Annotated in this window: 18 protein-coding genes; 9 read left to right on the top strand and 9 right to left on the bottom strand. The window is 71.3% G+C overall.

What is annotated here, in order from left to right; genetic code table 11:
• Window positions 1–22: 22 nt before the first annotated feature.
• Window positions 23–1,345 (bottom strand): YncE family protein, encoded by a 1,323-nt coding sequence (locus NJE57_RS04940; RefSeq protein WP_319027289.1) that lies wholly within the window; start codon window positions 1,343–1,345, stop codon window positions 23–25.
• A gap of 110 nt (window positions 1,346–1,455) precedes the next feature.
• Window positions 1,456–2,163 carry a hypothetical protein gene (locus NJE57_RS04935; protein ID WP_319027288.1) on the bottom strand — a complete coding sequence of 236 codons (708 nt, stop codon included), beginning with the start codon at window positions 2,161–2,163 and terminating at the stop codon, window positions 1,456–1,458.
• Between the two features lie 316 nt (window positions 2,164–2,479).
• Here NJE57_RS04935 and NJE57_RS04930 point away from each other — a divergent pair, with 316 nt between their 5' ends.
• On the top strand, window positions 2,480–3,406 hold the full coding sequence (locus tag NJE57_RS04930) for a DUF368 domain-containing protein (RefSeq protein ID WP_413464366.1): 927 nt from the start codon (window positions 2,480–2,482) through the stop codon (window positions 3,404–3,406).
• A gap of 21 nt (window positions 3,407–3,427) precedes the next feature.
• On the opposite strand, the gene NJE57_RS04925 is transcribed toward NJE57_RS04930, so the two are convergent.
• The 3 genes from NJE57_RS04925 to NJE57_RS04915 all read right to left on the bottom strand — a co-directional run bounded on the left by NJE57_RS04925 (window position 3,428) and on the right by NJE57_RS04915 (window position 5,486).
• Window positions 3,428–4,015, bottom strand: a complete 588-nt coding sequence (locus NJE57_RS04925; RefSeq protein ID WP_319027286.1) for a dihydrofolate reductase family protein — start codon at window positions 4,013–4,015, stop codon at window positions 3,428–3,430.
• Between the two features lie 58 nt (window positions 4,016–4,073).
• On the bottom strand, window positions 4,074–5,057 hold the full coding sequence (locus NJE57_RS04920; RefSeq protein WP_319027285.1) for an SRPBCC family protein: 984 nt from the start codon (window positions 5,055–5,057) through the stop codon (window positions 4,074–4,076).
• Window positions 5,058–5,138: 81 nt separating this feature from the next.
• Window positions 5,139–5,486 carry a metalloregulator ArsR/SmtB family transcription factor gene (locus tag NJE57_RS04915; RefSeq protein WP_319027284.1) on the bottom strand — a complete coding sequence of 116 codons (348 nt, stop codon included), beginning with the start codon at window positions 5,484–5,486 and terminating at the stop codon, window positions 5,139–5,141.
• Between the two features lie 274 nt (window positions 5,487–5,760).
• Here NJE57_RS04915 and NJE57_RS04910 point away from each other — a divergent pair, with 274 nt between their 5' ends.
• The gene (locus tag NJE57_RS04910) at window positions 5,761–8,931 is read left to right on the top strand and encodes a DEAD/DEAH box helicase (protein ID WP_319027283.1); all 3,171 of its coding nucleotides are present in this window, start codon (window positions 5,761–5,763) and stop codon (window positions 8,929–8,931) included.
• Window positions 8,932–8,997: 66 nt separating this feature from the next.
• Here the strand turns inward: NJE57_RS04910 and NJE57_RS04905 are convergent, their stop codons facing one another.
• The 4 genes from NJE57_RS04905 to NJE57_RS04890 form a co-directional block, all read right to left on the bottom strand.
• On the bottom strand, window positions 8,998–9,789 hold the full coding sequence (locus NJE57_RS04905; protein ID WP_319027282.1) for an ROK family protein: 792 nt from the start codon (window positions 9,787–9,789) through the stop codon (window positions 8,998–9,000).
• A gap of 91 nt (window positions 9,790–9,880) precedes the next feature.
• The gene (locus NJE57_RS04900; protein WP_319027281.1) at window positions 9,881–10,171 is read right to left on the bottom strand and encodes a hypothetical protein; all 291 of its coding nucleotides are present in this window, start codon (window positions 10,169–10,171) and stop codon (window positions 9,881–9,883) included.
• Window positions 10,172–10,274: 103 nt separating this feature from the next.
• Complete coding sequence (locus tag NJE57_RS04895) at window positions 10,275–11,114, bottom strand: hypothetical protein (protein WP_319027280.1); 840 nt, start codon at window positions 11,112–11,114, stop codon at window positions 10,275–10,277.
• Window positions 11,115–11,199: 85 nt separating this feature from the next.
• Window positions 11,200–12,042 carry a formate/nitrite transporter family protein gene (locus tag NJE57_RS04890; protein ID WP_319027279.1) on the bottom strand — a complete coding sequence of 281 codons (843 nt, stop codon included), beginning with the start codon at window positions 12,040–12,042 and terminating at the stop codon, window positions 11,200–11,202.
• A 188-nt stretch (window positions 12,043–12,230) separates the two neighbouring features.
• Between NJE57_RS04890 and clpB the strand changes: the two genes are divergently transcribed.
• The 7 genes from clpB (at window position 12,231) to NJE57_RS04855 (ending at window position 20,912) form a co-directional block, all read left to right on the top strand.
• Window positions 12,231–14,783, top strand: a complete 2,553-nt coding sequence (gene clpB / locus NJE57_RS04885) for an ATP-dependent chaperone ClpB (protein ID WP_319027278.1) — start codon at window positions 12,231–12,233, stop codon at window positions 14,781–14,783.
• A 163-nt stretch (window positions 14,784–14,946) separates the two neighbouring features.
• A complete protein-coding gene (locus NJE57_RS04880; RefSeq protein ID WP_319027277.1) occupies window positions 14,947–15,828 on the top strand; it encodes a sulfurtransferase in 882 nt (293 codons plus the stop codon).
• An 86-nt stretch (window positions 15,829–15,914) separates the two neighbouring features.
• Window positions 15,915–17,921, top strand: a complete 2,007-nt coding sequence (locus NJE57_RS04875; RefSeq protein WP_319027276.1) for a hypothetical protein — start codon at window positions 15,915–15,917, stop codon at window positions 17,919–17,921.
• A 182-nt stretch (window positions 17,922–18,103) separates the two neighbouring features.
• On the top strand, window positions 18,104–18,661 hold the full coding sequence (gene pyrE, locus NJE57_RS04870) for an orotate phosphoribosyltransferase (protein ID WP_319027275.1): 558 nt from the start codon (window positions 18,104–18,106) through the stop codon (window positions 18,659–18,661).
• The gene (locus tag NJE57_RS04865; RefSeq protein ID WP_319027274.1) at window positions 18,662–19,420 is read left to right on the top strand and encodes a lysoplasmalogenase family protein; all 759 of its coding nucleotides are present in this window, start codon (window positions 18,662–18,664) and stop codon (window positions 19,418–19,420) included. It begins immediately after the preceding gene.
• Entirely contained in the window at window positions 19,417–20,235 is an 819-nt protein-coding gene (locus tag NJE57_RS04860) for an SDR family oxidoreductase (RefSeq protein WP_319027273.1), read from the top strand. The genes NJE57_RS04865 and NJE57_RS04860 overlap by 4 nt, the downstream gene beginning before the upstream one ends.
• Window positions 20,232–20,912 (top strand): RNA methyltransferase, encoded by a 681-nt coding sequence (locus tag NJE57_RS04855; protein WP_319027272.1) that lies wholly within the window; start codon window positions 20,232–20,234, stop codon window positions 20,910–20,912. Before NJE57_RS04860 ends, NJE57_RS04855 begins: the two co-directional genes overlap by 4 nt.
• Window positions 20,913–20,925: the final 13 nt, after the last annotated feature.

Below are 20,925 nucleotides of genomic sequence, written 5' to 3'. Positions count from 1 at the left end.
GCCCGCGGTCAGGAGAACACGGTCAGGAGAACACGGGCGCGGGGTTGCCCGGTGCGGGCAGCGGGACCGGGTTGCCGCTCCAGTCGTCCGGGGCGACGCCGATGCGCATGCGCTGGGGGTGGTGGCCCACGGGGAACTGCGCCACCTCCTCGCCGGTCTCGAAGGACAGGACGCTGACCTTGTCGCTCTTGGCCCAGGACACGAAGCAGTGCTCACCGGTGAGGTCGGTGGTGACCCAGTAGGACTTGAGCCCGGTCGACACCAGCGGACCGTGCTGCATGGTCTCCCGGTCGACGACAGTGGCGTAGTTGCTCATGGTGCCCGCGACGCAGATCTTGGTGCCCTGGGGGTTCATGGAGATCCCGTGGTGTCCGGAGTCCAGCAGGTGGGCCTCCCGGGGCACGTCGCCGGCGGGGGTGATGGGCAGGTCCACGATCCGGGTGATCTTGTCCGCGTCGATGTCGTACTCGATGAAGCCGTGGAAGAACGAGACCTGGAAGTACATGAACTTGTAGTCCGGGGAGAAGGTCATCGGCCGCACACCAATGCTCAGCTCCGGGCGTCCCGCCTCAGCGAGTCGGGCGCGCAGGTCCACGCGCTTGATGACCTGCAGCGTCTCCGCGTCGACGAACTGGAGCACCCGCTCGCCCTTGGTGACGTCGGCCCACGGTTGGTCGAGCGGCGTCCAGACGTTGCCGATCGACTCGTTGACGATCTGGGTTCCGCCCTTGATGTAGGTGTTCTCGTGGGAGTTGTCGCCCGAGGGGAAGGTCCCGATCTCGCGCCCGGTGGCGGTGTCGAGGACGTGGACGACCTTGGCCGTCGATGCGCTCACCGCGACCTGCGTACCGTCCGGGCTCACCGCCATGTGGTCGGCCCGGAATCCCTGGACCGGGAAACGCCAGGCTATCTCGCCCGTGACGATGTCGATCGAGACCACGTCGGCGAAGCTGGGCCGGGACACGATGAGATGCCGGCCGTCCCTGGTCGAGTACATGTCGTCGACGTACTGGTCGTGTCCCTCGCCGACCATCTGGCGGATACCGAGGTACAGGGCGAGACGGGCCGGGTCGCGGTAGATCTCCTTCAGCCGCTCGTTGCGGTCCGGGATGATGTTGATCCGCGCGATCCGCTGGTAGTCCCCGTCCGGCTGCACGGCATCCGCGGTGCCCTCCCAGTTGTTGCCCACCCAGAGGACGTTGCGCAGTCCCGGGGCCGGGTTGACGTAGGGCGACTCGACGGTGGCGGCGGCGGCCGCCGGTGTGGAGACGGCTCCGGCGAGGGCGGTGATCGCCGCGAGCGCGAGGGCCCCGGCGGCTCGGGTGAGGACGGACGGGCGGTTCACGGCGGCTCCCGGGTCAGATGATCTGGACAAGCGTCCGGTTGGCATCTGGAAGTGTACGGAGGCCGCACACCGCGGTCAACGGGTTGCCGGACACCGGATTCCCGGTCTCGTCACCGGCCGAGGGTGATGTCGACTCCCGCGCGGAGTTCGTCCTCCGTGTAGGGGAGCTGCCCGCGACCGGGGATCTCGATCATGTAGATCGGTGCACCGCCGGGGACCTCGCCGAAGTCGAAGGTGAACGTGCAGGAGGACAGGTCGCCGCCGTCGTAGGCGAGGACGGTGCTGCCGATGGGGGAGGCCACGCCCTCGGAGAGGGTGATGCGAGTGCCCTCGCCGATGTCCGAGAGCGTGAGGGGCATGTCGCAGCCGGATCCGTCGCCGGAGACGGGCTCGCCCGGGGAGGACATGACGGTGAAGCGCCCCTCGACGCTGAACGAGGCCCCCGGCGGGCGCTCGGGGGGCTGCGCCGCCTGGGGTGGCAGCGGGTAGTCCGGGCCGCGCCCGGAGTCGGAACCGGGGCCGAACAGGGCGAAACCCAGGACCGCGACGACGACGAGGGCCAGCCCTCCCACGATCGCCGCGGCCGCCGACCTGCCGCTCCCGCGCCCGTCCCGCGGGGCGTCCTCCGTCGGCGGGCCGGAGTTCGGTCGCCAGTCCGGCGGGGGCGGCCCGGGCTGGGTGGTGTCGGGCTGGGTGGTGTCGGGCTGGGTGGTGTCGGGCTGGGTGCCGTCGGGACCCGGCACCGGGGAGGGCAGGGGCCGGGGAGGGTCGCCGTAGCGATAGGTGCCGTCCGGCAGCGGTGGGTAGTGCATCGGCATGACGCGCTCCCTTCGTCGCCCCTGACGGCCCGCACCGGATCGTCGCCCCGGTGCCCCGGTCCTCGGCGATTCTAGTCGGCCGCGAGATGACGGGTTGGTCACAGTGATGGCCCGTGCGCGGGGTGGTGACTGGGCGCGGGGGCGGGTTGTCGGGGAAAGTGGAGGGATGTCTGTCGAGTCACCACGGCCCGCGTCCGCTCCCGAACCGGGCGGGACGCCCCCCGGCGCCGCCGCGGAGTCGGTCCATCATGATCCTGTCGCGGACTCCGATCTGGATCCGAGGTCGCCGGTCCCCGCCCGTCCGGGGCCGCTCGGGATGGTCGGCAACGTCCTCCGCGGCGGGTTGATCGGCATGGCCGAGCTCGTGCCCGGCGTCTCGGGCGGCACGGTCGCGTTGGTGACCGGCGTGTACCCGCGGCTGTTGGACTCCGGCGCCCACGTGGTGGACGGGATGCGCTCGGCCGTCCTGGGCCCCGACCGTCGCGCACGCACGACCGCGGCCTTCCGGCACGTGGACTGGTGGCTCCTGCTGCCGCTGGCGGTGGGCATGCTCGCGATCGTCTTCACCCTGGCCGGGGTACTCAAGGGCTTCGTCGAGGGCAGCCCGGAGATCGCGCGGGGACTGTTCCTCGGCATGGTCGCGGCGAGCATCGCGGTGCCTCTCGGGATGGCGCGGGCGACCCCGGGTGGCCGGAACTGGGTGCTGGGGCTGATCTTCGTGGTCGGCGCGGGTCTGGCGTTCCTGCTGTCCGGTCTGCCGAGCGGGTCGATCAGCGACCCGTCCTACCTGCTGGTGTTCGTGGCCGCGGCGGTGGCGATCTGCGCTCTGGTGCTGCCCGGGGTGTCCGGCTCGTATCTGCTGCTCGCGATGGGCCTGTACGCGCCGACCCTCGGCGCCGTGGACGACCGGAACTTCGCATACCTCGGGGTGTTCGCGCTCGGCGCGCTGGTCGGAATCTCGCTGTTCGTCAAGGTCCTCGATCGACTGCTCGAGGATTTCCGCAAGCCGACGTTGGTCGCCATGGCCGGCCTGATGCTCGGATCGCTGCGGGCGCTGTGGCCGTGGCAGACCGAGGAGGCCGACGTGCTGGCGCCGGGGTCGGACTGGCCGATGGTCTTGGTCGCGATAGCCGCGGGCGTGGTCGTGGTGGGGATCGTCCTGGCGGTCGAACGGTTCTTCGCGGACAGGGCCGCGACCACCGATCCGGACCCGCGGGCCACCGCGCTCGAGGATCGTGAGTAGTCGGTACCGCGGCGCCGGAGGTCAGGAGCGCCCCTGACGGGCGACGTCGAAGACCATCTTCTGTACGCCGTTGCCGTAGGTCTCGTGCTCGGTCAGGACCAGTGGGACGGCGTCGATGTCCGCCGTGCTGAACAGTCGCCTCCCCGCGCCCAGGAGCAGGGGGAAGACCAGTAGGTGGTAGCGGTCGACCAGTCCCGCGTCCGAGAGGGCGTGCCCGAGCGTCGCGCTGCCGTGCACGAGGATCGGCCCGCCCTCGGTCCCCTTGAGCCGGGCCACGTCCTCGACGGATCGCAGGATCGTCGTCTCCCCCCAGTTGTCGGCGAGGTCGTCGGAGGTCAGGGCGGAGGACACCACGTATTTCGGGAGCTCGTTGTACCGGCCGAACTCCTCGGTCATCTCCGGCCACACCGGTGCGAACGCCTCGTAGCTCCGGCGGCCGAGCAGCAGCGCGGTGGCCTCGTCCTGCTCGCGGCCCTTGATCTCGTAGGCGGCCTCGTCGAAGGCGATGTTCCGGTAGGTCCACCCGGCGTTGCGGTAGCCCTCCTCGCCGCCGGGTGCCTCCATGACCCCGTCGAGTGACATGAAGGCGGTGATGATGAGTGTGCGCATGGCGATCCTCTCGGTGGGCGGGGTGCTCTGATGCGTGCGGATGCGGTCCGGTGGCGTCTCAGGCGTGGGACAGGACCTCCGATTCCAGCCGGCGGTAGCCCGCTTCCATCCCGTCCGTCATGCCCGTGCCCAGGATGGCGTCGCGCATCTCCTTGTTCGCGTAGGTGATCACCAGTGACATCAGGGTCCCGCCCTCGACCGGGGTGAGGGTCTGCTCGTTGTGGGCCGGGGGGCCGTCGATCCCCTCCATCGTCTCCGTGAAGACCTCCCGGTGCGGGGGTTCGGACTCCAGTAGCTCGCCGGTGAGCGCGAAGGTCTCGCCCTCCGCGCCGTCCTGCGGCGAGAACTCGAAGCGGTTCCTCTCGCCCGGTGCCGAGGCGAGCTCGCAGGCGGTCAGCGCCCAGCCGTCGGGCCCGAAGTTCCAGAGCCGCAGTAGCTCCGGATCGTGGTGTGCCTCCCATACCTGCCGGGGCGTCCCGCGCAGGACCCGGCTGATCCGGACCTGCGTGTCGCTCAGGAGCTGCGCCGCCGTCGCGCGGTCGGCGGCGAAGGAGCGCAGGTCCGCCAGGACGTCGTCGATTTGGGCCATCGCGGACCGGGTGCCCTCTTCCATGCCCATGTCGATGAGCCGTTCGAGCTCGTCGAGGCTGGTGAAGTGGGTCGTGGTGGTCAGACGGGCGCCGGAGTCGGTCTCCTCGAACGCGAACGTCGCGCGCATGGTGGGCATATCGGGGTCGGGGAGGCCGTCCTCGCGGGTGAAGCCGTCGAGGATCTCGAACGAGCTGCCCTCGGTCACGGACAGGAACTCCCAGTAGCCGCCACTGCGGCTGCCGTCCGGCCCCGTCATGTAGTACTCGGAGCGGCCGCCGGGGAAGACATCATGCCGCGCGAACGTGGCCGGCCACTCCGGCGGTCCCCAGAACTTCTCGATCTGCCGGGGGTCGACGTAGGCGTCCCAGAGTCGGCGGACGGCAACGGGGAAGTCGGCGACGATGGTCATCGTCAACCGCTCGAGGTCCTTGTCTACGGATGTGACGGGCATGATCGGCCTCTCTCCTTGCGGTGGTGCATCTGGTGGGTGCATCTGGTGGGGGGTGTCGGTGGGCGGCGTCTGTGGGTGGTGTCAGTCGTCGGCGAACAGGGCGTCGAGCCTGTCGATGCGCCCTCGCCACAGGCGCTCGTAGCCGTCCAACAGGTTCTGGGCCCTGCGGATCGCCTCGGGATTGCCCCGGATGCGACGTTCGCGCCCGTGGCGGTGGTTGGTGACGAGTCCGGCCTCCTCGAGGACGTTGACGTGCTTGCGGACGGCGGCGAAGGACATCTCGTAGTGGTCGGCGAGTTCGGAGACCGAGGATTCGTCGGTGAGCGTGCGACGGACGATGTCGCGGCGCGTGGCATCGGCCAGCGCCCGGAACAGTCGGTCCACCTCGTCGTCACTGAGATCCACCTCGTGCGTGTGATATGAAACCATTTGGTTTCATGTTAGGCCCCGGGGCGTCGGGGGTCAACGCCCTCCCGGAAGTTCTCCCGCGCCGTGATGTCGTGGGTCGCCCCTACCCTGGGTGCGTGCGGTCGAGCGTGTGGGTCCCCGAGTCCGAGATCGAGCGGTTCGTGGGCACCGCCGCACTGGGCCGCGCACGCGGCTACGCGAACCCGGACGCCATCCGGGACGTGAGCTACAACGCGCAGTCGCGGACGCTCTCGGCCCGGGTCGAGGGCAGCGGAACACGTGGTATCAGACCGAGGTGGCGTTCGGGCACCCCGATCCGAGCGGCTGGTCCAGGCCGAAGCTCAGCACGTGCACCTGCCCGGTGGCGCTGCGGTGCAAGCACGCCGCCGCGCTGATGCTGTTCGCGGGCGCCGGAACGGATGCCGTCGCCGGAGGAGAGGGTGGCGCCGAACCGGTGCCCGAGTGGCGGCGACGGGCCGAGGACGCGCTGCGGGGACTGGGGGCCCGGTCCACCAGTGGGGAGTCCGAGGTCTACGGACTGCAACTGTCGGTGGTGGCCGACGAGGCAGTGGACGACGGCTGGGCCGGGGGTCTGCGACCGGGTCTGGGCAACCGGCTCCGCGCCCGCATCGTGGTCCCCGGTCGGGGCGGGCGGTGGAAGTCGGCGGGGGTGGAATGGGACCGGCTGCGCTACGGCTGGAACGCGGACATGAACACGGCACAGACCAGCTGGTTCCGGGCCATGGACTCGCTGGCCCGTAGCCGTCGGCAGGCCAGGGTCTGGCTGGACCTGTGCGACGCCGAGGTCCCCGCTCTGTGGCCGCTCATCTCCACCGCGGCGGAGGCGGAGGTGGAGATCGTCCCCGGCGACGGGCTCCGCGACGTCCGCCCCGGGCCCCGCCGGCGCGTGGGGCTCACGGCGTGGTCACCCGACGGACGGGAGCTGGTGGTCACCGCGGCGGCGGAGACGCTGCCCGACCCGGACGACGACCGGGCCGATCGGGACGACGACGAGGAGTTCGGGCGCCCGCTGCCCGGCGCCCTGGTGGGGGAGCGAGGGGACCTGGTCGCGGTGGTCCGGGACCGGGTGCTGGAGTTGTGCCCGGTCGGGCGGTTGGACCCCGGCGTCGCGCGGGATCTGCGCAACTGGCGACAGCTGACCATCCCCGACGAGGCGGTCGGTGAGTTCTGCGGCGAGTTCCTCCCCGGGCTCGTCGACACCGTCCCCGTGGTCGACCGCGTCGGGCGTCTGGAGCTGCCGGAGCCGGACAGGGTCGAGTTCGAGTTCGTGATCCGCGGCTACGCCGGTTCGGCCCCGGCGGGCGGACCGGACCTCGTCGTGCAGTGGTACAGGCTCGACGTGTCGCGCATGAGTGACGGCACCGAGCCGGTACGGCGGCGGCCGCTGACGGACGGCGACCTGGGAGACGCGGGACCGGGCCCGGCGGACCTCGATTCCCTCGATCTGGCGGTGCTCGTGGACGAGGCCGGCTGGGGGTGGGTCATGACCGCCGGCCCCGTGCGGTTGACCGGACACGACGCAGCGGTGCTGTTGGCGGACGGGGTCGCCGAGCTACGCGCACTCGAGGGCGTCCGGGTGACCGTCCGCGACGGGGTCCCCGAGGTTCGCCGCGCGGACGAGGGGCCGCGCATCAGTGTGGCGGCCGAAGACGACAGGACCGGGATCGACTGGCTGGGCCTGTCGGTGGGCGTGACCGTCGAGGGCCGTCCGGTGCCGTTCGCGACGGTGTTCCGGGCGGTGGTGAGCGGGCAGGAGGAGTTCGTCACCGACGACGGGGTGCTGGTCCCGGTGGATCTCGAGCGCTTCGGGGAGCTGCGTACTCTGCTCGACGAGGCCCTCGCGGCCTCTGCGGCGCGGGTCGGAGGGGACCGGGCCCCGGGCGACATCAGGATCGGTCTGGGGCAGGCCGGGTTGTGGGCGGACCTGGCTGAGCTGGCCGACGATCTCGCGCCCCCCACCGGACGGGCGCAGGCACTGCTCGAGCTGGCCTCGGATGCTCCCGAACCGGTCCCGGTGCCCGCCGCGCTCCGGGCCGAGCTGCGGCCGTACCAACAGCAGGGGTTGGACTGGCTGGCGATGCTCTGGCGGCACCGGATCGGCGGGATCCTGGCCGACGACATGGGGCTCGGCAAGACCGTCCAGGCGCTGGCCCTGATCGCGCACGCTCACGAGACCCACGAGACCCCCGCGACCGCGAGCGCAGCACCGGGACCGTTCCTCGTGGTGGCGCCCTCCTCGGTCGTGCCCAACTGGGAGGCCGAGGCCCGCAGGTTCGTACCCTCACTGCGCGTGGCCCGGCGGTCGGCCACGCAGACCAAGTCGGCCACCACCGTGGCCGAGGACGCGGCCGCCCACGACATCGTGGTCACCTCCGCGACCGTCCTGCGCCTGGACGCGCAGGCGTACGCGGGGATCGACTGGGCCGGGGTGATCCTGGACGAGGCGCAGCAGGCCAAGAACCCCTCGTCCAAGCTGTTCGCCGCGCTCGCCGGACTCCGGGCCGACTTCCTGCTCGCGGTGACCGGTACGCCGATGGAGAACAACCTCACCGAACTGTGGGCGGTCGCGGCCCTGTCCTGCCGCGGGGTGCTGCCCGACGCCAAGGAGTTCCGGGCGCTGTTCCGCACGCCGATCGAGAAGAACGGCGACTCCGAGGCGCTGCACCGCCTGCGCCGCCGACTGCGGCCGTTCCTCCTGCGTCGTCGCAAGGAGGTGGTGGCCGGGGAGTTGCCACCTCGCACCGACGCTGTGGTGGAGGTGGAGCTCTCGGCGGCGCACCGGCGCATCTACGAGCGCGAACTCGCACGGCAGCGGGCGTCGCTGCTCGCGCTGCTCGACGACTTCGACTCCAACCGCATCACCATTCTCGCGGGCCTCACCGTGCTCCGCAGACTGTGCCTCGACCCGTCGCTGGTGGACCCCGACCACTCGTCGATCTCCTCGGCCAAGACCGACGAATTGGTCTCGTCGCTGCGTGAGGTCGTGGCGGAGGGGCACCGCGCCCTGGTGTTCAGTCAGTTCACGACCTACCTGGACACGGTGGTCGACAGGCTGCGCGAGGAGGGGATCACGGTCGCTCACCTCGACGGCAGGACCACCGACCGGGCCGGCGCGGTGGGCGAGTTCACCGAGGGCGGTGCCCAGGTGTTCTGCCTGAGCCTCAAGGCCGGCGGTGTGGGACTGAACCTCGTGGGGGCGGACTACGTGTTCCTCCTGGACCCGTGGTGGAACCCGGCCACCGAGGCGCAGGCCGTGGACCGGGCCCACCGGATCGGCCAGACCCGGCCCGTGCTGGTCTACCGGATGGTCGCCCGGGACACGATCGAGGAGCGGGTGGTGGAACTGCAGCGTAGGAAGGCCGAGCTCTTCTCCTCGGTCCTCGACAGCGGTGAGCACTTCTCGGCGGCGCTCACGGCCGACGACCTCCGGGGGCTGTTCGACTAGACCCGTTTCGACTGGACCCGTCTCGACCGGGGCCGTCGCCGGGCCCTGGCGGGACAGGTCCCCCGGTCACCGCATCTCGGGCAGCGCCAGTCCCGCGGCCACCGCGGCCCCGAACAGGGCGGTGTCCCGGGAGGGCGAGTACACGACCCGGGGGGTGGCGACGGAGATCGGGAGCGACTGCAGCTGCTCTGCGACCGGCCCGTGGAGCGCTTCTCCCAGGCCCGCGATGATCCCGCCGGTGAGCAGCACGGTACGGGGTCGGAAGAGCTGCACGGTGTCGACGAGGAAGGATCCGAGCCGGTAGGCGTAGATCTCGGCGGCGCCGTCGCCGTGTTCGCGTTCGAGGTCGTACAGGCCGTGTCCACCGAGCGCCCACCACGCCTCGGTGTTCGCGCCGTCGCCGACCAGTCGCCAGTGCCCCAGGTCCCACCCGGTGTGACCGCACGGGTGGATGAGCGCACCGTGGTGGTTGAGGGCGCCGAAGGCGAGGGAGGCACCGAGGGAGATCGCGATTCCGCCGTATTCGACGTCGGGGAGTCGGGTGAGGGCGAGCGCGTGGGCGTCGCCGTCGCCGATCACCGAGACCGGCGCGTCGAGGAGGGTGACGAGGGGGTCGCGCAGCGGGCCTTCCGCCCAGGCGGCCGCGCGGGAGGTCTCGATCACCCCGCGGTCGGCGTCGACGTGTCCGCTCACCGAGACCCCGACGCCGTTGGGGGAGGGGTCGACGGCCCGGATCGCCGCGGCCAGGTCCTCGGCGGTGGCGACCCCGGCCGCGTGCACGCCCACGACACGACCGTCGATGACGGCCCCGACACGCGTGCCACTTCCGCCGATGTCCACGACGACGCCGTTCCTCATCAGACCGCCTCCTGTTCCACTGCGACCATTCTCACCATTACTTCGTAGCGAGCGGGGAGGCGGGTGTGTCGCGGAACGGGGTTGTGCTGGTCTAGCCGGTGTCGACGTTGCGGATCGGATCGCTCGTCTGCCCCACCGTGCTGCAGTAGAGCTTGGCCGACTCCAGGGTCAGCGTGACCTCCATGCCGGCGGGGTCCTCCTGTCCCTTCTCCTCGAGGAAGGTGGTGATCACCTCGCGCTGGTCCTCGGGGGCCATCTCCATGTAGTCACCACAGGTGGTGTCGCCGCCCTGGTTGGGATCCATCGCGTTGCAGCCGGTCAGTGAGGCCAGCGTGAGCGCGGCGGTGGCGGCCAGCACGGCGGGCCGGGTGCGCATGGACATGGGAGACCTCCGGGGGACGACGACGATGAGGTGAGCGTAGGCCCGCCGGGCCGGATGCGTTCGCGGTACCGGCGATCGCCCGGGATCAGTGGCATCCGACCAGTCAGTGGCATCCGACCAGGTGGAGCGCGAAGAGGTCACCGTGGCCGAGGAGCATCTGGGGGTCGGACCCGGGCCCTTCCGCCATGATCTCCCGGCGGTGCCGGGCCGCGTGATCGACCCCCATCGCGTGCATGAGCTCGTGCATCGTCAGGGCGCGGGCCCACGGGTCGCCCGCGACGGGACTGACCTGATCGGGCCGGAGGGTCACCGACCCCTGCAGGATCAACCCCTCGGGCCAGATCGCCGGGCCGCCGACCCCCGCCACCTCCGGGTCCTCGAACATCGGATGGTCGCCGTAGTTCACGGTGATGGCGCCCCGGCCCTCCCTGTCCTCCTGCGCGCCGGGTCCCGCGTATCTCAGTGGCACCCCGCTGACGGAGGCGAGGGTCTCGACCGCCCAGACCAGATCCGCCTCGCTGCCCGGTGGCGCCCCGAACGACCACACGGGGATGTCGTGCCCGCAGGGCCAGTGGGCGATGTAGGCGTCGTCGACGATCTCGACAGCGAAGTCGATACCGGCGATCAGTCCGGGCGGTGGCGGGTGGTCCTCGGCGCGTCGTGGCGACCACTCTCCCTGATGGGGCACCGGGGCGCCCGGGACCGTGTATATGGCCACACCACCGTCCCCGGCGGCACGGAAGAGGCCTCCGCCTTCTCCCGACAGTCTCGCCGCGCCCGTGCCGAAAGCGGCGACGGTCTCGCGGTGTTCTTCCGGGACGACTCGGGCCAGGAGGTACGGGGACGAGCCGACGACGGCCAGGCCGAGCAGCACTGGAACGGCGAGTGCCACCAGGTACACGAGCAGGGTGACCGCCGAGGGTGTGGTTCGAGTCCGGTTCACCGGGGCCTATCTGGGGCTCATGGGGGGCGGTCGGATCGGAGGGGGAGCGCCCGGGTGCGTGAGAGCTTACTCACATGTGGCGCCGTTATTCCGCCTCGTCCTCGAGTTCCTCGAGCGAGATGTCGCCGGTACGGACGGCCTTGAGGATCCGGTGGGTGCGCACCAGGCGGGGCAGCGTGATGATGAGCAGTCCGCCGAGCATGTTGAACGGGATGACGATCGCGAACCAGTAGAGGAAGTCCGGGATGGTGATACCGGCCCCGGCGAGCATCGCGGCAAAGATGATGATCGCGTTGATCGCGCCGTGCAGCATGCCGAGTCCGATCACGAGCAACCCGGAGATCATGCAGAGGATGGCGCTGACGACATCGTTGTCGGTCCCCTGTTGCATCCGGGTCCCCAGGGTGATGGTGGCACCGGCGAGCAGGGAGAGGGCGATCATGACCACCAGCGAGGGCTGATCCATGTACTCCATGGCGGAGTCCACGAGTGTCTGGTGGTAGTTCGGTAGCGCCAACACGATGATCGAGATGAACGCGAGTCCCCCGAGCAGGTTCGTGACCAGGGACACCGCCCACAACCGCACGATCTGCACGACGGTGCCCTGGCCGGCGATCACCGCGTTGAGAGGCAGCAGGAACTCTTCGGTGAACAGTTCGGAGTGCGCCAGCTTGAGCGCGAGAAGGCCGATGCCGAATGCCATGCCGGCCAGGATGTCGGAGTCGGTGGCCTGCTTGACGAGCATCATCGCGAGGATGCCCAGCCCCACGTCGATGCCGCCGAAGAACCCGGTGACCATGAGCTCGGGCCACTTCCGGTTCAGGCGCTCGGCGCCCTCGACGACCGTGTCGACGGCCTCCTCCAGCAGCTCGTCCTCGATGTCGAAGTCATTGCTGCCGAGGCGCCTGCGCTGATCTTTCTGGTCCATCGGGAAAGACTATGGGGACACGATGGGCGAGGTGGGCATACCCCCGGTTGGCGGAGCCGGCCTCCCGAAAATGGGAAGATTGAGCGGAATAGACTCAACCCATCGACGGTTGTATGAATCGTCAGGCCCGGAACGTGTCGACATTGACCCGAGTACGCTCAACATCACAGCGAAGAAAGGACCGGTCGATGAGCCAGTTCAATCCCACGACCAAGACCCAGGCGGCTCTGTCGGCCGCCGTCCAATCCGCCTCGGCGGCGGGCAACCCCGATGTCCGTCCCGGTCACCTGTTGGTGGCACTGCTCGAGCAGCAGGACGGCATCGCCACACCACTGCTCCAGGCATGCGGCGTCGATCCGCAGTTGGCGCTCACCCAGGCCAGGAGCCTCACCGCGAGCTACCCCAGCGCGTCCGGCTCGGGACTGGCCGCGCCCAATTTCAACCGCGACGCCCTCGCCGTCATCTCCTCGTCTCAGTCCCTCGCCTCCGAGATGGGCGACGCCTACGTCTCCACCGAGCACGTCCTGGTCGGCATCGCCGCAGGCCACACCGGAGGAGACGCGGCCAAGCTCCTGAACGAGCTCGGCGCGACCGAGGACGCGCTCAAGCAGGCGTTCACCGCGGTCCGTGGCAACACCCGTGTGACCACCGAGAACCCGGAGGACCAGTACCAGGCCCTGGAGAAGTACTCCACGGACCTCACCGCCCGGGCACGCGAGGGCAAGATCGACCCGGTCATCGGCCGCGATTCGGAGATCCGGCGCGTCGTGCAGGTCCTGAGCCGGCGCACCAAGAACAACCCCGTCCTGATCGGCGAACCCGGCGTGGGCAAGACCGCCATCGTCGAGGGCCTGGCGCGGCGGATCGTGGACGGCGACGTCCCGGAGTCGCTCAAGGGCAAGACCCTGCTCTCACTCGACCTCGGTTCGATGATCGCGGGCGCCAAGTACCGCGGCGAGTTCGAGGAGCGGCTCAAGGCGGTGCTCGACGAGATCACGGCCTCCGAGGGCCAGGTCATCACGTTCATCGACGAGGTCCACACCATCGTCGGCGCGGGTGCGACCGGCGAGGGTTCGATGGACGCGGGCAACATGATCAAGCCCATGCTCGCCCGCGGCGAGCTGCGGCTGGTCGGCGCCACCACGCTCGACGAGTACCGCAAGTACATCGAGAAGGACGCCGCGCTCGAGCGCCGCTTCCAGCAGGTCTTCGTGGGCGAACCGAGCGTGGAGGACACGGTCGGCATCCTGCGCGGACTCAAGGAGCGGTACGAGGTGCACCACGGTGTGCGCATCACCGACTCGGCCCTGGTCTCCGCGGCCGCGCTCTCGGACCGCTACATCACCTCGCGCTTCCTCCCGGACAAGGCGATCGACCTCGTCGACGAGGCCGCCAGTCGCCTGAAGATGGAGATCGACTCCCGACCGGAGGAGATCGACGCGGCCGAGCGCATCGTGCGCCGGCTCGAGATCGAGGAGGTCGCGCTCCAGCAGGAGACCGACGCCGCGTCCAAGGACCGTCTCGTGGCACTACAGGGCGAGCTCGCCGACTCCAAGGAGAAGCTGGCCGAGCTCACCGCCCGGTGGCAGAACGAGAAGACCGCCATCCAGGGCGTGCAGAAGGTCAAGGAGGAGCTCGACGCGCTGCGCACCGAGTCCGAGAAGGCCGAGCGCGACGGCGACTACGCACGGGTCGCCGAGATCCGCTACGGCCGGATGCCCGAGCTGGAGAAGCAGTTGGCGGATGCCGAGGACAGTGACGCGGCCGCGAACGCCATGCTCAAGGAGGAGGTCGGTCCGGAGGACGTGGCCGAGGTGGTGTCGGCGTGGACCGGCATCCCCGTGGGCAAGATGCTCGAGGGCGAGACCGAGAAGCTGCTGCGCATGGAGGACGAGCTCGGCAGGCGCGTGGTGGGCCAGCACGACGCCGTCCAGGCGGTCTCCGACGCCGTCCGGCGGGCGAGGGCAGGGGTCGCGGACCCGAACCGGCCGACCGGCTCCTTCCTCTTCCTGGGCCCCACGGGTGTGGGCAAGACGGAGTTGGCCAAGGCGCTCGCGCAGTTCCTGTTCGACGACGAGCGGGCCATGGTCCGGATCGACATGAGCGAGTACTCCGAGAAGCACAGTGTCTCGCGACTCGTCGGTGCGCCTCCGGGGTACGTCGGCTACGAGTCCGGCGGGCAGCTCACCGAGGCCGTGCGGCGCAGGCCGTACACCATCGTCCTGCTGGACGAGGTCGAGAAGGCGCACCCGGACGTGTTCGACATCCTGCTGCAGGTCCTGGACGACGGCCGGCTCACGGACGGACAGGGGCGGACGGTCGACTTCCGCAACACCATCCTGGTGCTCACCTCCAACCTGGGCGCCGGAGGGTCGCGGGAGCAGATGATGGACGCGGTCAAGCGGGCGTTCAAGCCGGAGTTCATCAACCGGCTCGACGACGTCGTGATGTTCGATCCGCTCAGCGAGGAGCAGCTCGAGCACATCGTCGACATCCAGATCGACGAGCTCGCGCGGCGCCTCAAGGGCCGGCGACTGGTTCTGCAGGTCGACGACGCGGCCAAGGGCTGGCTGGCCCGGCGGGGGTACGACCCGGCCTACGGCGCCCGCCCGCTGCGCCGGCTGGTCCAGAAGGCGATCGGCGACAGGCTCGCCCGCGCCCTGCTGGGCGGCGAGATCCGCGACGGTGACACCGTGACGGTTTCGCTGGCCGAGGACGGCGAGTCGCTGAGCCTGAGCTGACTCAAGGTCTGACGCGCACGGCGCCTGACGGGCCCGACCACCCACGTGGTGGCCGGGCCCGTCTCGTATGTCGACGCCCTTGACATGCTGCTACGTCCACTGTGTGACGAGATAGCCATCGTGCAGGGGACCACCTCGTCGTCATCGGGACTATCCTTGGGGCGTGACCAGCGAACCCGCCCCCGTCCTCGATGCCCAGGTCCGCCCTCTCCTCGTCTCGGCGCGGGAACTCATCGGCGACGTCCCGACCATCCCGCCGCCGGTGATCCTGGACGTGCGCTGGCAGCTCGGTGACACCCGGGGCCGGGAGCACTACTACTCCGGCCACATCCCCGGAGCGCAGTACATCGACCTCCCCACCGAGCTCGCGGCCCCGCGCAACGTCCGGGAAGGGCGCAATCCACTGCCCTCACACGACGAGTTCGAGGAGGCCCTGCGCCGGGCCGGGATCGACAACGACAGTCGCGTGGTGATCTACGACGACTCCGGCAACACCTCCGCGGCGCGCGCCTGGTGGCTGATGCGGTGGGCCGGCAAGCAGGACGTCTACCTGCTCGACGGCGGTCTCAAGGCGTGGATCGCCGAGGGTGAGGATCTGGCGGTCGGGCCGGGGAACCCGGTGGAGCGCGGCGATTTCACCTTCGACCTCGACCACATGCGCACGGTCGACATCGACCGGACCGCCTCCTGGCCCGGCGAGGGCGTGCTGATCGACGTCCGTGCCGCCGAACGCTACGCGGGGCTCACCGAGCCGATGGACTCGCGCGCCGGCCACATCCCCGGCGCCATCAACCTGCCCACCACGTCGTTCCTCGACGACCGCGGGCGGTTCCTGCCCGCCGAGCGCCTCCGCCAGATGTTCGCCGATATCGGTGTGACCAGCGGTCAGGACACGGTGGTGTACTGCGGATCCGGGATCCACGCCTGCCACGCGCTCGCGGCCATGGAGGTCGCCGGGCTCGAGGCGGGGCGGTTGTTCCCGGGCTCGTGGTCGCAGTGGTCGGCGGACCGCAGACGGCCGATCGCGCTGGGCGACAAGCCCTGACGGTCCTCGCCGACGACGCGCCCAGGTCACGCAGCGCCGCGGTGCCTGTCGGGCAACCCCACCAGCGCTGACTACCCTCTGTGGACATGGTCGTGTTCTGGTTCCTCCTGGCCCTCGCGCTGCTCGCGGCGGCGCTCGTCCTCCTACGCCTGGACGCCAGGCAGCGCGGGGGCACCACGCCGCGCGAGACCCCGCCGGCGGTCGGCGCCGGGTCGGTGGGGGAGGGACCACTGTCCGACGACGACGAGGTCCCGCCCGTCGCCCCGCCGGCCGACTCGGTCGAACAGCCCGGCGGGGAGCACCCGGACGAGTCGGGGGCGCCGCGACTGGCGCCCTTCCAGCGGACGTCGGGGACCGCCGGCCCGGAGCGGGAGACCGACCTCGGCCCGGAGTCGCAGGATGAGTCGGGCACGGCCCGTGCACCGGAGGCCGACGCGGACGACCCCGGTGAGCCCGCGAACGAGACCGACGCGCGCGACATGCCCGAGTCGCCCGACGTGCCGGAGCAGGCCGCCGAGCCCACCGCCGACTCGTCGCCGCGACTGCTCGACCGGGTCCGGGGGTTCCTGCCCGCGCGGCGGCAGAGCGGGCGTCCCCCCGAGCCGGTGGCCGCGCCCCCGGCCGATCCGCTCGCCGACTCGCCCGTGGTGCGGTGGTTGGAGGACCGCGACTTCGAGCCGACCCCCACTCCCGCGCCCGAGTTCCGGCACGGGGACTTCGCCGGCGGTCTCAGCGCACTCGGCACCGTCTCGCACGGGATGTTCCGGGGCCGCAGGGCGATCATGGGTGTGACCGGTGGCAGGACCGTCCTGGCGATGCGCCGCGACACGGCCTCCGACGTGGTGTTGGACCTGAGCCGCCCCGATGTCGACGCCGAACCCGGTTTCCACGACGCCGGAGAGGTGGCGTCGCTGGAGGCGCGGACCTCCGACTACGGCCGGCTCGACCTGATCGACCGCGACCGGTTGGCCGGTGCGGTCCGCGATGTCCCGGCGGGAGTGCGTCGCGTCTGGGCGGAGGGCGAGTGGGTGGCTGCGACGCTCGACGGGGTCGACGACCCGTCCACCTGGGACGACGTCGTGATGGCGTTGCACGCGGCGGCCGATGTGGTGGCCCCGTTCCCGCCGATCGGTGGCCGGGCCCGCGCGCTGCCCGTCGAGATCGACCCGGGGGCCCCGGGCGCGGCGAGCGGACCGGACGCTGATCCCACGGTGGGCATGGACGGTGAGGTGGGCACCGGCACGCACGGGCAGGCCGGTGCGGTGTCGGACCCGCATCCGGCGCCCGGGGATCCCGCCGGTGCCACGATCGCCGAGCCGGTCGCCGAGGAGCCGGCCGCCGACGGGCCGGCCGCCGACGGGCCGGCCGCGGACCACTCCCCGGAGCGGACCGGGCCCCGGAGGGCGGGGCATCTGCGACTGGTGCCCGATCGCACGGGTGCCCGCGATCTCTCCGACGCCCCCGTGGTGGCCGACCGGGGGGACACCGATCCCGAGCCCGGAGCGGACCCGACCGTGCCCGCCGGGTCGGAGCCGGTCGACGAGTCCGGGCCCGCCGCCGGGGATTCCGCAGCGCAGGAACCCGCAGCGCAGGGACCCGCGGCGCAGGAACTCGACCCCTTCGCCGAGATCATGGAGCCCACCGGCCCCGTGCCGGCGCGGGGCGACGTCGCCGCGGATCACCTGGAACCGCGGCCGCCGCTGGCCCGGCCGACCCGCGGCGCCGGCCACGCCTATCCCGAGGACGCGTCGGTGCCTCCGCTGGCCGCGGGCGTGTCCACGGGCGGGTCGGGCATCAAACCACTCGGGTCGGAGGATGACGAGGACGAGATCCGTACCGAGGTCGAGCGGTTCGACGCGGCCCGCATCGACGGTGGTAGCGACCTCGACCCGGGGTCGGGCGGCCGTCACGCGCAGCCAGCGCCGGACGAGACCCCGGTGTGGCTGCGGCCCGACGTGAAGCCCGCGCCCCCGAGGGCCGGCAGCGGCAAGCACCGGCGCGCGGAGCCGGACTCCGGTCGCGAGCGACCAGGCGCGGAGCCGGACGTCGAACAGACCACCCGCATCCAGATGCCGCCGGACATGCGGGACTGACCTGACCCCTCGAGGGCGCGTCCGCGGCGGACGCGGCCCGGCCGGTCCACGGCTGTCGTGGTCCGCGTCTAGAGTCGTCAACGATGGGTCCGGTGTCGGCGAATACGCCGACAGTCCCACCGACGCCCCCGCCGAGCCGCCCCGCCGAGCCGATCTCGCCGCCCGCCGATCTAAGGAGTCAGATGCCCGCCCCCACCACAGTCGACGCGCCGGCCAGAGCGCGGTTGGCGGAGCTGGTCGCCGAGCTCGCCGTCGTCCACGGCCGCGTCACCCTCTCCTCCGGCCGCGAGGCGGACTACTACGTCGACCTGCGGCGGGCGACCCTGCACCACGAGGCGTCGCCGCTGATCGGGAGGCTGCTGCGCGAACTCACCGCGGACTGGGAGTTCGACGCCGTCGGAGGTCTGACCCTCGGTGCGGACCCGGTGGCCACCGCGATCATGCACGCGCCCGGTCGGCCGATCGACTCGTTCGTCGTCCGCAAGGAGGCCAAGAAGCACGGGATGCAGCGCCGGATCGAGGGGCCGGGCATCGAGGGCAGGCGGGTCCTCGTCGTCGAGGACACCACCACCACCGGCAACTCGCCGCTCACCGCCGTCGCCGCGCTGCGCGAGGCCGGCGCCGAGGTGGTCGGCGTGGCGACGGTGGTCGACCGCGCCACCGGCGCCGATGACGTTATCCGGGCCGAGGGCGTGGAGTACCGCGCCCTGCTCGGCCTGACCGATCTGGGACTGGAGTAGATGATGACGACGACGAGGGCTTTCTCCGCCCACCTGTCGCAGGCGCTCAGGGAACGGGTGCTCTCACTCTCCGACACCTCCCGCCCGGAGGGGCCGGCGTTGCTCGCCGCCGCCGCCGGCACGGAGATCGCCAAGGCCACCGGGTTCGGTCCGTTGGAGAAGCTGTGCAAGCCGCTCATCGTCCCGTCGGCTCTGGCCGTCGCCCTGCGCGACGGCCGGTTGAACCCGGTCGACACCGCGCTGCTCTCGGTCACCGGCGCCGCGTACACCACGGGCGATGTGATCCTCATGCTCGGCGACGGGCATGCCGGGCGATCGACGTCGCGGTTGGTCTCGGGCGCGGCCGCCTTCGGCGTGGGGCACCTGGCGCTCGGCGGGATGATGCTCCGCTCGGGGCTCCGGTTCAAGCCCGCCCAGGCGGCGGTGCACGGCGTGGTGGCGGGTGCTGTGGGGGCGGTCCTGCTGTCCGAGGACCGGGCCAATGCCCCGCTGGCCGCCTACGCAGGGCTCCTCGCGACACTGTCGGCGTTGGCCACCTCGGTGGATCGCCGGTCCGGCCCGGGAGCCTCGGTACTGGCGGTGGCCGGGCCGGTGTTCCTGCTCAGCGATTCGTTGATCCTGCTCAGGCGCAGGGCCGAGGAGGGATCGGCGCTCGCGCGGGCCCTGGACGTCGGCGTGATCGACACCTACGCCACCGCGGCGCTGCTCCTGCTCACGGGCACGGCAGCGGCGGCCCGCACCGCAGGAGCGACGGCATGAGCGCCGCCGGCTCCCCGGTGCAACGCACCGTGCTCATCACCGGCGCGGGCCGCGGTATCGGCGAGGCCACCGCGCGCGGCTTCGCCGACGCCGGGTACCTCGTCGGGGCGTACGACCTGCAGCCGTGTGCCTGGGCGGAGGGGGATGACCGCGTGGTCACCGGTTCGCTCGACGTGACCGACCCGGCTGCCTGGGAGTCCGCACTGGCAGAGCTGACGGCCCGCTCCGGTGGTGCGCTGAACGTGCTGGTCAACAACGCCGGGCTGCTGTACGGGACACCGTTCATGGACGCGAGCTACGAGCGGGACTCGGCGCTGGTGGACGTCAACGTCAAGGGCGTGATGTACGGCTGCCGGGCGGCGTTCCCGTACCTGGAGAAGGCCGTCTCGCCGGTCGTGGTCAACCTCTGCTCGGCCTCGGCGATCTACGGCCAGGCCGAGATGGCCGTCTACTCGGCCACCAAGTTCGCCGTCCGGGGGATCACCGAGGCGCTCGGCCTGGAGTGGGGGCCCAAGGGGATCCGCGTGTGTTCGGTGTGGCCGTTGTACGTGGGAACCGGGATGCTCGAGGGCGTCAGCACCGCGGGGATGCGGAACATGGGCGTGAACCTGACCGAGGGCGACGTGGCCGGCGAGATCCTCGACCTGGCGGAGCAGACGCGACGCTCGCCGTCCGGCCTGCTCGGCCGGATCCGCGGCCTCGTGGGCCGCGAGGTCCACCGTCCGGTCGGACAGCAGGCGACCGCCATGTACCTGGCCTCGCAGATCGGCCCGGGCCGGGTCATCAGGCTGGTCAATCAGCGCCTGACCTCGTGAGCGGCCCCGGCGCCGATCCCGCTCTCGATCCCACCGCCGGGCCGACCGAGTGGGGCGACGGGCTCGTCGGCGTCGGACCGTGGGCTGTCGAGCACCCGGGGCAGCCGCGTCCCACAGGTGATCAGTGGGATGCGGAGCTGCTCGACTCCGGCGACCGCCGCAACGTGGTCGACCGCTACCGCTACTGGCGTCGCGAGGCCATCGTGGCCGACCTCGACACCCGCCGCCACCCGTTCCACGTGGCCATCGAGAACTTCGGTCACGATGCGAACATCGGCACCGTGGTGCGCACCGCCAACGCCTTCCTCGCCGCCGAGGTCCACATCGTGGGCCGGCGTCGCTGGAACCGGCGCGGGGCCATGGTGACCGACCGCTACCAGCACCTGCGCCACCACGAGGACGTGTCCGCACTCATGGACTGGGCCGAGGCCGAGGGGCTGCCCGTGGTGGCCGTCGACAATCTCCCCGGCGCCGAGCCGCTCGAGACCGTCCGGCTGCCGCACCGCTGCGTGCTGCTGTTCGGTCAGGAAGGGCCCGGGGTCAGCGACGACGCCAGACTCCGGGCGGCGCGGACCGTGTCGATCGCCCAGTTCGGCTCCACCCGGTCGATCAACGCCGGGGTGGCCGCGGGCATCGCGATGCACGCCTGGGTCCGCGAGCACGCCTCGCCGGCCTGAGCTGCGCCGCAGG

It is taken from the genome of Dietzia sp. PP-33, from assembly GCF_033790845.1.
Lineage (GTDB): Bacteria > Actinomycetota > Actinomycetes > Mycobacteriales > Mycobacteriaceae > Dietzia.
Note: the sequence above shows the minus strand (reverse complement) of the source record. Positions and strands in the feature narration are given on the sequence as shown.

Excerpts from the sequence above, each read along its gene's own strand:
- NJE57_RS04930 (WP_413464366.1), top strand. The coding sequence starts at position 2,480 with ATGGTCGGCAACGTCCTCCGCGGCGGGTTGATCGGCATGGCCGAGCTC.
- NJE57_RS04860 (WP_319027273.1), top strand. The coding sequence starts at position 19,417 with ATGAGCGCCGCCGGCTCCCCGGTGCAACGCACCGTGCTCATCACCGGC.
- NJE57_RS04890 (WP_319027279.1), bottom strand. The coding sequence starts at position 12,042 with ATGGACCAGAAAGATCAGCGCAGGCGCCTCGGCAGCAATGACTTCGAC.
- NJE57_RS04865 (WP_319027274.1), top strand. The coding sequence starts at position 18,662 with ATGATGACGACGACGAGGGCTTTCTCCGCCCACCTGTCGCAGGCGCTC.
- pyrE (WP_319027275.1), top strand. The coding sequence starts at position 18,104 with ATGCCCGCCCCCACCACAGTCGACGCGCCGGCCAGAGCGCGGTTGGCG.
- NJE57_RS04900 (WP_319027281.1), bottom strand. The coding sequence starts at position 10,171 with ATGTCCATGCGCACCCGGCCCGCCGTGCTGGCCGCCACCGCCGCGCTC.
- NJE57_RS04875 (WP_319027276.1), top strand. The coding sequence starts at position 15,915 with ATGGTCGTGTTCTGGTTCCTCCTGGCCCTCGCGCTGCTCGCGGCGGCG.
- NJE57_RS04925 (WP_319027286.1), bottom strand. The coding sequence starts at position 4,015 with ATGCGCACACTCATCATCACCGCCTTCATGTCACTCGACGGGGTCATG.
- clpB (WP_319027278.1), top strand. The coding sequence starts at position 12,231 with ATGAGCCAGTTCAATCCCACGACCAAGACCCAGGCGGCTCTGTCGGCC.
- NJE57_RS04905 (WP_319027282.1), bottom strand. The coding sequence starts at position 9,789 with ATGAGGAACGGCGTCGTCGTGGACATCGGCGGAAGTGGCACGCGTGTC.
- NJE57_RS04915 (WP_319027284.1), bottom strand. The coding sequence starts at position 5,486 with ATGGTTTCATATCACACGCACGAGGTGGATCTCAGTGACGACGAGGTG.
- NJE57_RS04935 (WP_319027288.1), bottom strand. The coding sequence starts at position 2,163 with ATGCCGATGCACTACCCACCGCTGCCGGACGGCACCTATCGCTACGGC.
- NJE57_RS04920 (WP_319027285.1), bottom strand. The coding sequence starts at position 5,057 with ATGCCCGTCACATCCGTAGACAAGGACCTCGAGCGGTTGACGATGACC.